The organism is Myxococcales bacterium, assembly GCA_022184915.1.
Classification (GTDB): Bacteria; Myxococcota_A; Polyangia; order Fen-1088; family Fen-1088; genus JAGTJU01.
The window spans coordinates 171,131-184,431 of sequence record JAGTJU010000006.1 but is presented as its reverse complement, the minus strand read 5'-3'; the positions used below and the strand labels follow the sequence as shown (position 1 = coordinate 184,431).

Sequence of the window (13,301 nt, the reverse complement as noted above, 5' to 3'; positions counted from 1 at the left end):
GTGGATGCGCAAACGATCAAACGACGAAGCTAGGGAGAGAACGATACAGAGTTCGAGGCTGAAGGCCCCGGGGACGGGTTCGATTTCGGAAGCTGATTCCAGATGAGTCTTCCGGTCGAGCCAAGGCCCGCCTCTTACGGGTCAGAAACTTCTTCTCTTGATTATCAGTTGGATGTGCGCAGCGAGTCAAGTGTGCAGGAGGTTTTGTTTTCGGAGCCCGCGTTCATGGTCACGGCATGAGGGATGTCCGCGAATGGCGTCGGGCGACGACACGCAAGCGAGCCTCGGCCCGCCCGCGGGGTGCTCTTCGACCGGTGGTCTTCCGAACTTGACCGGTTCCGTCCAACAGTCCCGTGGGAGGAAGGTCACCGCTAGGGGGGGCAGCACGAGTTCGCAGAGTAAAACTTGCGACAGAATCCGACATGGTATTACATGTCGTACCTGTGACTAACGATCGTCCTGGCCACCTTCAACCGGCGATCACCCCCCCCTTCAGGAGAACGTGCATGACTTCCACCGACACCCAAGCCTCGGATCGTCGCCGGGACACCCGCGCCCCCGTGGACCTTTTCATGAACCGCTTTCTGGGAGGACACCCTTACTTGTGCGTCGCCCGCGATGTGAGCATGACGGGCATGCGCCTCCAGACCCTCCTTGGTCCTCACATCGACACACAGTACATCGGCCTCCAGTTCCAACTGCCGGGGAGCGAGGACGTCCTTACGGCTTCGGGAGAGGTCATCCGAGAAGGCGAGGGCGAGGTAGCCGTTCGCTTCACCCACGTCCCGTCTTCGTCGCAGGAACGGCTCGCCAGCTTTCTCGCCAGCAATTGAGCACAGAAGGCGGTGTGAGACCGCGGGCCTTCCCTCGTTTGCTGATCGCCCGGTGCACAACTTCGCGTTATGTCCGGGGAAGTTATTCCCTTGACACTGCTGCCGCCCCCGCGATGATATTCGCTGCTTCAGTGTCAGCACGGGCCGCTTCGTTCGCGCCCTCGACTCAATCATTTCGGGAGGACGTCTGTTGGACCAGCCGAAGAAACCGGCAAGAGAGATTGCCGATCTGAAAGCGCGACTTGGCCTGCTCAAGCCGGGAGCCGCACCGGCGGGCATCGGCGGGGGGCGCGCCTGGCGCTGCGGGTGCTCCGAGCCTCCAGCAGCCCCTCCCGGCGCCCGTGGCGGCACAAATGCCCCAGGCTCTCGGTCAGCCTCAGGTGCGCGCTCCGGCCCCAAGCTCGCCGGGCAACGGGGGGCTTCGCGGCTCACCCAGTGGGGTTCCCGTCGCGCCCGGGGCTGCGATGGCTCCGCAGGCGATGCCGCCCGACCCCTATGCTTCGTTCCGTCCTGCGCCGGGCCAACCGCAGCTCTTCGACCTACGGCCCGTCGACGACGGCGTGCCGGTCGAGAACGTGCGAGAGCGCGGAGGGCGCACCGGTATCATCATTGCCCTGGTGCTCGTGACCGTGGGTGTGGCCGCGGGGTACGGGCTTGGTGCCGCTTCCGTGGCGCGCCGGGCGTACAACAACGCCAACCAGGCGGCGAAGGTCGTGAAAGTCGAGCTGGACGGCATCCAGAAGAACGTCACCGCCATCCGCGACGCCGTCGCGTTGAGCCAGCAGCGCCTCAAGAACGACCCTCTTGGCTACGACCCCAAGGTGGTGGAAGATCTGTCCAAGCTCGACCTCAAGAACAAACCCAGCACCACCCGTATCTTCAAGGTGGACTACTACCGCCTTCCTGACCTCGTGGTCGACAACCTGATGTCGTACTACTACGACACCATTGCCCTCTACGGTGAGGTCGACGAGCACGTACGCCGCACACAGGCCGACAAGGAGTCGCTTGAGGCCTTCGAGAAAAAAGCCGCCGAAAAGGCCGCTGAAGGTGGTTCTGCCAACTACGGCGTGGTGTTCGACCGGGCAGGTGTGCTTGCGATCGCCAACCTCGTGGAGGTGGGCTCTCCCGTGTGCAAAGATGGCGGTTCCGACTGTCCGGGCAAGGACATCGAGGCCTTCCAAATTCGCGCCTCCACCGGGGCCAGCTGGACAACTCGCAAGATCGCCCCCACGCCCGAGGGCAACACGGTGGTCCCCATCAAACCAACGCCCCTCTTCGATGCCGCAATGTCGGGCTCACCCGAGCAGGTGCGGATGGAGGCGTACAAGCTGCGTTACCTGGCGATTCAACGCACGATCAAGCGCCTGGAGCAGGTGCAGAAAGAACTGGTGGAGGCCGTCGACAAGGCCGCCGCCCGGCCCGACCTCTTCGCGCTCTAGCCTTCTCGGGCTTCGAGGAGGTCGCGAGGGCCCCCGCAGGGAAATTACCCGCGGGGGCTTTTCTTTACTGCACTGTTAGTCGAGGCCGAGGGCTTCGAGCTCGTCCTCGTCGAGGCCGAAGAAGTGACCCGTCTCGTGAAGAAGCGTCACCCGAATTTCTTCGGCGAGCGACATGTCGTCAGGCGCCACTCTTTGCAGGTTGTGTCGGTACAGCACAATCTGCCTCAGCCCGGGCCCAGGGCCCATCGTCTCTTCCTCGGGCATGGGCAAGCCCCGAAACAACCCCAGAAGACGCGGATCGAGTCCCTCGGCCACTTCGTCTCGGCCGGGTCGGTCGTCGATCAGAATGGGAACATTCTGCAGAAGCTTGCGAGCCTTCGCAGGCAGCTCTTCGAATGCACTCGCCGCGATGGCCTGGACCTCCTCGGCGTCGGCGGCGAACGTCTCGTTCTCCGCTGACAAGCGCTCGTCCAGCTCGTGGGTCCGCACCCAAGCGCGGCGCTTGGCCGTCTCGTCTCCGCTGGCCTCTTCCACGAGCCCCATGGTATGCCACGCATCGGCCAAGGTCTCTTCGTCCTCGTTGGCATCGATGAGAGACTGCACGAGGGCCCGCGCACGCGCCGGTTGACCCAAAGACAGGTGGAGTTCGGCTGCATCGATGGCAACCTCGGGCGTTCCGGCCAACACCTCGGGCGGCGGCAGTTCGTCCAGAGCCGCCTTCGCTGCAGCCGGATTGTCGCTTTCCAATTCGAGGCTCGCGCGGAACACGACGGCCGAAAGAAACTCGTCTTCATCCTCAGCGAGGTCAACGGCTTTGCGGGCGTGCTTGAGGGCTTCGACGCCGCGGCCTTGCAACAAGAGCAGCTCGGCCATCCAAAGATGCGGGGTGGCCCACTCGGGATCCCGAGCGGAGGCCCGCCCCAGCACCTCGAGCGCCTCATCGTCGTTGCCCTCCTCGCGCGCACAGGCGGCCAGAAGGAGGAGCACGTCAGCCTCGCTGCCCTCCTCGGCGACGAAGGTCTTCACCAGCGCACGCGCGCCCTCGGCGTCGCCGGCCTCGAGCAGAGCCCAAGCCTGCCCCAAGCGCTCATCCATGGGCCCACCCGTTCCGTCGGAAGCTTCGTCGTGGATCATTCGCCGGTCTCTACAGCATTGCGGCGGCGGACGCCACCAGGTATCGCGCGCCAAGCGCGCAGGTGCGCGCTGCACCGTCGGGGTCCCCCACCGGCGGAGCCACCTCCACCAGATCCGCGCCCAGGATGTCGAATCGGGCCCCGATCGCGGCGATGACGGCCTCGACCAACTCGGGCGCGAGCCCCGCCGGCTCTGGGGTTCCCGTGGCCGGGGCCACCAGGGCATCGGTCCCGTCGATGTCGTTCGAAATGTAAACCTTCTCTATGCCCGTCCGCGCGAGGTGGTCGACCACCTGCGAAACCGTGTCCGGAATCGGGCGCGCCCTCACCTCCTCGGCCCAAAGCTGCCGAACACCCAGCTGCGACTCCCAATGCCCCCGCTCGCGCCCGGATGCCCTGATGCCGATCTGGAGCATGCGGGCCGGATCACCCAGCAGCGCCAGGGCGTGGAATGCCCAGGTGGCGAAGCAATGCCGGATGCCCAGCCTGGAGGGGAGAAGATCGGTATGGGCGTCGAAGTGCACGATCCCCCAGGGCTCCTTCACGTGTCGGCTCAGGGCCGCCACCACCGGCCATGCTACGGAGTGGTCCCCGCCCAGCACCAGCAACTTGAGGCGTGGGTTGCACGTCAGAAGCTCGTCGATGACCCGCTCGGCGATCGAAAGGGGCGACACGGGCAGCTGGCTTGCCGTAGCGGCTGGCACCTCGTCCCGTGGGTAAAGGGCGTGTCTCGTGGCCTGAACCTGAACCGGCGCGAGCATCTCATCGTGGAGCAGTTGCGGCACGACCCGCACGTCGCCCACGTCCCGGAGTCCAGGAACGCCTCGAGGACCCCGGGCGTCCAGGGCGAGCCAGGCGCGGCGGAGCTCTTCGGGACCATAGGCGGCGCCCCTGACTAACCCCGCCCCCACGTCAGACGGGATCCCAAGCACCGCGCCGCGCGCGCTCGACAAGGTCGACAGATCATTTATCCAGGCCGCTTCGACCTCTCCGGGCGTTGCGACACCGTAGAGCCTTTGCTGCAACTCGGCTTGCCGTGCCCGCCCCGTGGAGACCGTATAGATTCCCCCGCCGGCGGGTCGCAGCATCCACCGAAGCGGCTCCATGCTGTGATCGTATCCCGCCCTCGGCCCCCCCCGCCAGGTGAGTCGCCCCAAAACGCGCGACGCGCCATGGTGCTCAGACCACGTGCGCGTCGCTTCGAGGCCCCTCAGGATCGCTGTTCCACGGGCACGTAGTGGGTGAGCGTGTTGCCCGTGTAGATCTGACGTGGGCGTCCAATGCGGGTCTGCGGATCCGCCAGCATCTCGCGCCAGTGCGCCAACCAGCCCGGCATGCGCCCCAGAGCGAACATGACCGTGAACATGTTCGTGGGAATGCCGAGGGCGCGGTAGATGATGCCGCTGTAAAAGTCCACGTTCGGGAACAGCTTGCGGTCCACGAAATAGGAGTCCTTGAGGGTGTCCTCTTCCAGACGCCGGGCAATGTCGAGCAGGGGATCGCTCTTTCCGAGGCGCGCCAAGACCTTCTCGGCCTGTTCACGAATGATGCGGGCCCGCGGGTCGTAGTTTTTGTACACGCGGTGGCCAAAGCCCATGAGGCGGAAGCCGGAGTCTTTGTTCTTCGCCAGCTCGATGAACTTTTTGTGGTCTCCCCCGTCCTTCTCGATGGCCTCGAGCATTTCGAGCACCTCCTGGTTGGCGCCGCCGTGAAGCGGCCCCCACAACGCACAGATGCCGGCAGAGATGGCGGCGTAGACGGAGGCGTGAGAGCTGCCTACCATCCGCACGGTGGAGGTGCTGCAGTTCTGCTCGTGGTCGGCGTGGAGCATCAGAAGCACGTCCAGCATGCGCACGACCTCCTCGTCCACTTCGTAGGGCTCCGTGGGAACCGCGAACATCATTTGCAGGAAGTTCGCCACGTAGCTGTGAGAGGTCTTCGGGTGCATGAACGGCTGCCCGATCGACTTCTTGTACGAGTATGCGACGATGGTGCGCACCTTCGAGAGCAAGCGGGCGATGTGGATGTCGTTGGCGTCCTGATTTTGGACGTCCTGGGAGTCGGGGTAGTACGCCGACAGGGAGCACACCATGGCAGACAGAATCGCCATCGGATGCGCCGTCGAGGGATAGCCGTCGAAGAAGTGCTTCATGTCTTCGTGAAGCATCGAGTGCCGCTTGATGAGCGCGCGAAAGTTCTCGAGTTCGGTCTTTGTAGGAAGCTTCCCGTAGATCAGCAGGTAAGAGACCTCGACGAAGGTGCTCTTTGCCGCCAGCTCTTCAAGCGGAATGCCCCGGTAGCGCAAGATCCCTGTGTCACCGTCGATGTAGGTGATGGCGCTCGTCGTGGAGCCCGTGTTGACGAACCCCGGGTCCAGCGTGATGAAGCCCGTTTCGGCCCGCAGTTTCCGGATGTCGAGGCCGTGCTCTTGCTCGCTTCCCACCACGACAGGCAGGTCAACCGTCTTGCCATCAAGGACCAACTGGGCTTTTTGAGACACGCGCATTCCTCCAAAATCAAAGCAATCTTCGGGCTAACCGAGGATATCCAATCGCCAAGGAACGTCTATAGCGCATCTCACAAATCCTCCCAGCCTGGCCGCGCCTCTCGATTTAGGTTTCGGGTAGGTGTCGGACGAGAGAGACATCGGTCGCGTGAATGACCTCGGCGCCGAGCCCTTCCGTCGGACCTGCGAAGAAAAGGTAGTTGGCCGTGGTGGCGGGCACCCCGAAGCGCTCGAAATGGGCGTCTCCGTCGAAGCCTTCGGGAGCCTCGTCGATCTCGCCGAAATCCACGTTTCGTACGCCGTGTTCGGTAAGCACCGCCACGAGCTTCTGATAGCGAGGCAGCAACACAGGGTCGAATACGCCCGCCCGCGACTGCTGCTGCAGCAGCCAGTCGCGTTCGCCCGGCCGGGGCGCGACCAATTCCATGCGCAGCTCCTGCACGGCTGCGAAGGGCGCCAGGGTCGACAGCGACACCCGGAGGTAGAGCTCCTGCACGCGCGCGCCCACGTTTTCACCAATCACGCTCTCGGCCGAGGTCAGACCCTCGCGGGCCTCGAGGAGACAGGGCTTCCGCCCCAGGCATAAAACGTAAACGTAGTCGCTGAAGTCCTCGGGCTCTCCGGGGCAGAACAAGGCGAACGCCTTGAGCCGCTGAGACAGTGCCTCGGCCAGGGCAGGTCCAAACTGCGCCGCAGGCCCCCCACCCGCCAAGGGCCCGGCACCGTGGTCACGCTGGTCCCAGCGTCCCGTGGGATAAAGCTGCTGGAGGGCCTTCTGCACCTCCGCCATCATCTCGTGCTTTCGCGAGTCGCAGCCCCCCTTGCGGCCGCAGTTCGTACATCCTCCGGACATCGGACAACATTAGCACCTGGTGGCGCCAAACCTCCGCTACCGAGACGCCGCCGCCGCGGCTTCTTCGATCATCGCCTGGTGCTGCAAAGGATCGGCCCAACGCCGTTGCCCCTCCTCGGGCAAGGTGTCGAGCGGGTCGAAGTAGTAGAACGTCTCGTCGGGCTTCACGGCGGGACTCGTGAACACCGAGATCCCCGTGGTCCTGTCGTAATGCTCGAACGAATGGGCGTCGCGCTTGCCGCCACCGCCCGGCGCGTCCACGACGAAAATTGGGGTATTGAAGCCCGTGGTCGCTCCGCGCACCCGCTTTTCGAGGTCCAGCGTCACCCAAAGCGGGGTCCGCAGGTCCTCCACGCCTCTCACCATGTCGTGTTGATACGCGTAATAGGGGTGAACGTTGACGTAAGACAGCCGCTTCACGAGCAGGGTCATGATCTGCGGAGTGTCGTTGACCCGCCGCTGAAGGACCGTCTGGTTGCGCACGTAGATCCCCCGCTCGAAGAGCCGGTTCATCGCGGCGCGCGTGAGCTCCGTGATCTCGTTCGGGTGGTTGAAGTGCGTGTGCAGCACCACGTCTTTGTGCTGCCGGCGGCCGCGTTCGACCACCCGTGTCAGCGCATCCGTCCAGTCCTCGTCCGTCAGGATCTTCTGGGGCATGACGGCAGGCCCCTTCGTGGCAAAGCGCATCCGCCGCACGTGGGGGATGGCCAGGAGGCTGTTTCCGATGTGCTCGAGCTGGTCGGGCCGCAGCTGATAGGAATCGCCTCCCGAAATCACCACGTCCTCCACCTCGGGGCGGGAGGCGATGTAGGCGAAAGCCTGGCCCCATCGCTCCGGGTTGGCCCTCAGCTGGAACTTGGTGACCTCCTCGGTGTCGCGCCCCACGGCGTAGCTGCGGGTGCAGAAACGACAGTAAACGGGGCACATGTCGAGGGGCAGGAAAAGGGCTCTGTCGGGATAGCGATGGGTCAGCCCGAGGACAGGCGCGTCTTTCCGCTCGTGAAGGCTGTCAAGGTCCACCTTGGGATGGTCGGGAAGACGGCTACTGGCCAGAGGAATGAATTGAGTGCGAAGAGGGTCGGCGACGGGGTCACTCCAGTCGATGAGAGAGAGGAGGTAAGGTGACACACGCACCGACATCGGCGCACGCCGGAACCCCTCCTCCGCATCCGCAATGAAGGCAGGGGGAACCAACGCCTGCACCGCGGACAGCAACTTTCCCACGCTGGTGATGCTGTGCTTGGCCTGCCACTGGTGGTCGTAAAACTCCTGCCGCCCCACATCCGCGTAGGCAGGGATGCGCCTCCAGAACTCCCCGTCGAGGAGCTCGCGGTGTTGGACGGCCTCGGGGCCCGCGGCAGGCTTTTGCCCTGTCCCTGTCGGGGCGGCCAAAGCCATCGGCGCCATCGGCAACGACTGACCGCTCATAAACAAAGGGTAGCGCCCACTCCGATCATAGGCCAATTCATACGCCCACTTCGTGCCGCCGGGTGACGTCCTGTGGGTAACGCCCCGTCTTCAAATACGAACGAAGGTCAGTTCGGCGCTGCCTTGAGTTCGGCCTCTGCCTCTTTGAGCCAAGTACGCCATTGTTGTTCGTAGGGCGCCGCGGCCACGGCACGTCGGTACAAGCGAACCGCGTCCCCGATCCGCCCCGCCTGCCGCATGAGCTGCGCATAGTCGATGAGCGTCTGATGGCAACCGTCGTGGTCGTGGCGCAGCGCCAACTCGAAGAGCTCCGCAGCCCTTTCGAGGTTTTCCGCTTGAGCGTGTTCCAGCGCGCCCTGGTGCAGCGTCCAGTGATCTTCGGGCTCGTAGATGAGCGCCTGATCGTAGCTTTCCGCCGCCTCCTTGTGCCGTTCCATCGCGGACAGGATGTCACCCCGCACCGCAGCCAGAAAGAACGCATCCCCCCCAAGTTCGCTAGCGTTGCCTATCGCTTCGAGCGCCTCGATACGCCGGCCCTGCTCGAGCAGCGCCTGAGCTTTTTTTGCATGCAATAGACCGTAAGCCGGGTCTCGCTTTATGCCTTCATCGAACGCCTCGATGGCGGAAGCCATGTTGCGGCCCTCGATGTGGGCATCACCCAATTCGCGCCAGCCATCGACGAGAGCGGGGTTCAGCTCGATGGCGCGGCGGGCGTAGTCTACGGCCTGCTTGCTGCGAAGCGCATTGAGCGCCTCTGCCAGCAACGCGTGCGCGATGGCCAAACTCCCGCAGGCCCCGATGGCCTCGCGGGCCGCTCGGGCGGCGGCGTCGAAGTCACCGTCGTCGAGCGCCGTCCGGGCCCGTACGATGGCCGCCACGGAGGCGCGAACGGCCGGGCTCGCGCCGGCGAGGACCGCAGCGTCGGTATCCTCGGGGATGAGGAGGTCCACCAGGCGAAGAGCAAGGTCGGCCCTCGTCCCGTCCCCCACCGCCAGGGCGCGCACGGCCTCGGCCCGCCAGTAGGCCCCCGTGGCGGCCATGGCGTTCTTCAGCGTCGACCGCGCCCGTTTACCCAGTTGCGAGTCGCCGCTCTCCTTGGCGACGAGCAGAAGCATCGCCGCCGCGTCGAGACGGGCATCGTCATCCCTGGCGGTCATGGCCTCGAGAGACACGGCGTCTTCTAGCGCGTTGCGGGCCGCCTCCAGGTCGCCTGCCAACAAAGCACGAAAGCCGAGGCCGGTCAGCAACGCCGGGCCCGGAGGATGCGCTGCGGCCAGGCCCCGTTCGAGTGCCTGCTGTGCCCCTCGTTTATCGCCCGCTTCTTCCAGCAAGTCGGCGAAGTCCACCCAGTGGTCGGAGAGCTGAGGGTCCAGGTCGCAGCGCTCACGCGCCAGCTCCAGCCGGCGGAGTCGCAACTCGGTATCCTGCTGCCCCTCCGGTTCCGGGCGCTCGTCGGGCATGCGGAGCTCGTAGGCGGCTTCCGCCATCAGCACCAGCAAAAAGCGGAGCAGCGACGAGCCGAGCCGGTCCACGCTCCGGTCAGCTACCTGCACGACCGGCCACTCCGCCTCTTCGGTCGTGGGCGCTTCAGCGTCGAGCGCCACGATCTGCCCCCCGCGCTGGAGTACCGGCCACAGCCCCTTGAGAGACGCACCGCCCTGCTCGCAGAGCGAAACCGCCTCGTCGAAGGTGATGAACCTGACCAGAAGTTCGGCCTGACCCTGCTCGCCCGTTTTCCGAGAAATGGTGCCGCCGTCGTAGGCACCAAAGAAGGCCGCAACGCCCTGAGGGACGGGCCGCCCGAGCCGGGCGGAGAGCCGGCCTGCGACATCGGCCTGCGCCGAAGCAGGCTGCAGATCCACGGAGGCGTCGAGCTCGTGCAGTGCGCGCTCGAAACGGAGCAACAATGATTTCGCCGGGTCGGTCACGGGCGAAGTGTATGCACCAAAGTGGGTGCGTGAGGGAAAAATGCCGCTTTTCCAGATGTGAGCGGGATCGAGAGACAAAGCCACCGCATGCGGCGCCAACGCGTCCGAGCGGGTCGTATTCCGGGGCGTCGGGAGCCAAGTGAATTGCGTTGGCGCGCACCCCGAAAGCACCCGCGCTCGTGTTGAGAAGCACCGCTCCCTGGGCGCGGGAATAAACCGTCAACTATCGGCCGCCTTACACATCGGCTTGACCCAAAAATTGAACCCGTGCCATAATGGCGTGGCGCGGCCTATGCTCTTTCAGTCAAGATTACAGCCACTTAACTTACATCTGCGCCTTCGTGGGCGGGGGTGATCGAACCACCTAGTTCGCCCCCGTTTCGCCCCTGTCTGACTACGCCTCGCCTCCGGTCCCCTGCCCTTACTTCCCCTGGAGCTCTGGTGAGAAAGCTACTACTCTGCGACGACGAAGACTCGCTTTGCCGAGGCCTGGCCAGGCTGCTGCGCACCCTTTCCTTCGACGTGGTGACAGCGGACGGCCCGCAGGGCCTGGGTCACGTCGCGAACGGAACCTTCGACGTGATCGTGACCGACCTTCGCATGCCGGAGGTGAACGGCTTCGAGATCCTGGAAGCCGCCCGGCGCCACAGCCCAAGCACCCCCGTCATCGTCATGAGCGGAAGCGCGGAGATCCCCGATGCCGTGCGGGCCATGCGGGCCGGAGCCCGAGACTTCCTGATCAAGCCCTTCGAGTTTCCGGCACTCGAGGAGGTCTTGGATCACGTCCTCGGGTTCTCGGAGAAAACGCCGCCCCCGATCCTCGATCCCTCAGCTTGGAGGGATCGCTTCGCGCCGTGGCTTCTCGGGGAAGACCCTGCGATCATGCCTGTGCTCGCGATGATCGCGCAAGTCGCGGACACCTCGTGTACCGTACTCATCACCGGTGAGTCGGGCACCGGCAAAGAGCTCGTGGCCCGCTCCATCGTGGCGGGTTCGCCCCGCGCGAAGACGCCTTTCGTGGCGGTCAACTGTGCAGCGATCCCCGAGACCTTGGTCGAGTCGGAGCTTTTCGGGCACACCAAAGGTGCCTTCACGGGCGCCAACAACGCCCGCACGGGGCGATTCGGCCAAGCAGACGGAGGCACGATCTTCCTCGACGAAGTTGGCGAGATGGAGATGGGCGTGCAAGCCAAGCTCCTGCGCGTCATTCAGGAAGGCGAACTTTACCCGGTCGGACAAGAAGCCCCGGTGCAGATTGACGTGCGCGTGATTGCAGCGACGAACCGTGACCTGGCCGCCGAGGCCGAAGCGGGCCGGTTCCGCTCTGATCTCTACTGGCGCCTGAACGTGATTCCGATCGAGATGCCGCCCCTGCGATCCCGCCCGGCCGATATCCCGCTTCTGGTCGAGCACTTCATGAAACGCGCCAACCAACATCACCGGCGGGCCATCCTGGGACTCGAGCCGCCCGCGCTGGATCTGCTGAAGCGACACAGCTGGCCAGGGAACATTCGTGAGCTCGAGAACCTCATCGAGCGCCTCGTCATCATGAAGGGCAGCGGCCGTATCGGCGTCTCGGATCTGCCGTCGAACATCCGGCTGCTTCAGACGAGCGCCGCGCCTGCCCAGAGCAGCCAGAGCAGCGGCGTGATCCCCTCGCTTCCCGAAGAAGCAGGAGCCACCGACCTCAAGACCATCCTCGAGGCCGTGGAAGAACGCATGATCGCCGAGGCACTCGAACGCACGGGGGGAAACAAGAACAAGGCCGCAGAGCTCCTGGGGCTCAACCGCACGACCCTGGTCGAGAAGCTGCGCCGTAAACGGCTTACGCCCCACACCGTATGATAGGGGCCTCCCGAAAACGCCGGCACGCAGCGCCTTGGCGGCAGGCGGGCGTTTCAGGATGTCCGGTCCAAGGAGACGAGGTGCAGGGGCTCACCAGGCCCGCAGGGCCTCGCTCACTTGAGCTGGGCGAGCGCCTCGGCGATGCGCCCGAGGCCCTTTTCGATGTTTGCCTGAGACGTTGCGTAGGAAAGGCGCACGAAGCCCGGGGCGTAGAAGGCACTTCCTGGCACCAGAGCGACCCGCCCCTCGCTGATCAGGTACTCGCACAGATCGAGATCGTCCTTGATCAACTTGCCACCTGGCGTGGTCTTGCCGTTGTAGGCCGAAACGTCGGGAAATGCGTAAAAAGCACCCATCGGCTCGACACAGGAGACGCCCGGGATCGCGTTGAGTCCCTTCACCATGAACTGGCGGCGCTTGTCGAACTCGAGGCGCATCCGCTCGACTTCGTCTTGAGGACCGCTGATCGCCGCCAAGGCAGCCGCCTGGCTGACGGCTGCGGCGTTCGTGGTGGACTGCCCCTGGAGCGTGCCCATGGCCTCGATCACCTCCTTGGGGGCGCAAGCGAACCCGATGCGCCAGCCCGTCATCGCGTACGCCTTCGACACCCCATCGGCGATGATGGTGCGCTTGCGCACCTCGGGGCCAAAGGTGGCCGGTTGAACGAACTTCGCGTTTCCGTAGCAAAGGTAGCGGTAGATGTCGTCTGTCAGCATCCACAGGTCATGCTTGACCACGAGGTCGGCGATGCCCCGCAAGGTAGGCTCGTCGTAGACGGCGCCCGTGGGGTTGCTGGGTGACACGACCAGAATGAGCTTGGTCCTGGGTGTGATGGCCTTCGCGATGGCCTCGGGACGGACCACGAAATTGTCGGCCGCGGTGGACACGACGGGAACGGGGACTGCCCCCGCGAGCTTCGCGATCTCAGAGTAGCTCACCCAATAGGGCGCCGGCAGGATGACCTCGTCACCCTCGCTCAGCACGGCCTGGAACGCGTTGTAGATCACTTGCTTGGCACCCGCCGAGACCATCACTTCGGACGGAGACACATCGAGACCGTGGTCCTTCGAGAACCAGGCTGCGACGGCCTTGCGGAGCTCGGGCGTGCCGGCCACCGCGGTGTACTTGGTCGCGCCCGCATCAAGGGCCTTCTTCGCGGCTTCCTTGATGTGCGCGGGCGTATCGAAGTCGGGCTCACCGGCTCCGAAGCTGATCACGTCCACGCCCTGAGCTTTGAGCTCAGCTGCCCGTTGGGTGACCTTGAGGGTCATCGAGGGTTCAATGACGTCCAGACGCTTCGAGAGTTTCATGAGTGTCGATCCACGTGGCCAGG

10 protein-coding genes are annotated in these 13,301 nt (G+C 64.7%); 3 read left to right on the top strand and 7 right to left on the bottom strand.

All coding sequences use genetic code 11. The annotated features are described in order from the left end of the window. Positions 1–506: 506 nt before the first annotated feature. Positions 507–833 carry a PilZ domain-containing protein gene (locus KA712_21910; GenBank protein ID MCG5055621.1) on the top strand — a complete coding sequence of 109 codons (327 nt, stop codon included), beginning with the start codon at positions 507–509 and terminating at the stop codon, positions 831–833. Between the two features lie 479 nt (positions 834–1,312). Beyond that, entirely contained in the window at positions 1,313–2,275 is a 963-nt protein-coding gene (locus tag KA712_21905; GenBank protein ID MCG5055620.1) for a hypothetical protein, read from the top strand. Between the two features lie 75 nt (positions 2,276–2,350). Here KA712_21905 and KA712_21900 read toward each other — a convergent pair whose 3' ends face one another. The 6 genes from KA712_21900 to KA712_21875 form a co-directional block, all read right to left on the bottom strand. Next, entirely contained in the window at positions 2,351–3,409 is a 1,059-nt protein-coding gene (locus tag KA712_21900) for a metallopeptidase family protein (GenBank protein ID MCG5055619.1), read from the bottom strand. A 10-nt stretch (positions 3,410–3,419) separates the two neighbouring features. After that, positions 3,420–4,514, bottom strand: coding sequence for an arginase family protein (locus tag KA712_21895; GenBank protein MCG5055618.1), 1,095 nt, complete (start codon positions 4,512–4,514; stop codon positions 3,420–3,422). A gap of 104 nt (positions 4,515–4,618) precedes the next feature. Then, complete coding sequence (locus KA712_21890) at positions 4,619–5,914, bottom strand: citrate synthase (GenBank protein MCG5055617.1); 1,296 nt, start codon at positions 5,912–5,914, stop codon at positions 4,619–4,621. Between the two features lie 106 nt (positions 5,915–6,020). Beyond that, a complete protein-coding gene (locus KA712_21885) occupies positions 6,021–6,695 on the bottom strand; it encodes a hypothetical protein (GenBank protein ID MCG5055616.1) in 675 nt (224 codons plus the stop codon). A gap of 108 nt (positions 6,696–6,803) precedes the next feature. Continuing rightward, positions 6,804–8,174, bottom strand: a complete 1,371-nt coding sequence (locus tag KA712_21880; GenBank protein MCG5055615.1) for a KamA family radical SAM protein — start codon at positions 8,172–8,174, stop codon at positions 6,804–6,806. 128 nt (positions 8,175–8,302) lie between these two features. Then, positions 8,303–10,123, bottom strand: a complete 1,821-nt coding sequence (locus KA712_21875) for a tetratricopeptide repeat protein (GenBank protein ID MCG5055614.1) — start codon at positions 10,121–10,123, stop codon at positions 8,303–8,305. A 441-nt stretch (positions 10,124–10,564) separates the two neighbouring features. Between KA712_21875 and KA712_21870 the strand changes: the two genes are divergently transcribed. Next, on the top strand, positions 10,565–11,968 hold the full coding sequence (locus KA712_21870; protein ID MCG5055613.1) for a sigma-54 dependent transcriptional regulator: 1,404 nt from the start codon (positions 10,565–10,567) through the stop codon (positions 11,966–11,968). Between the two features lie 113 nt (positions 11,969–12,081). On the opposite strand, the gene KA712_21865 is transcribed toward KA712_21870, so the two are convergent. Continuing rightward, positions 12,082–13,278: a pyridoxal phosphate-dependent aminotransferase gene (locus KA712_21865; protein ID MCG5055612.1), complete on the bottom strand. Its 1,197-nt coding sequence runs from the start codon at positions 13,276–13,278 to the stop codon at positions 12,082–12,084. Between the last annotated feature and the right edge of the window lie 23 nt (positions 13,279–13,301).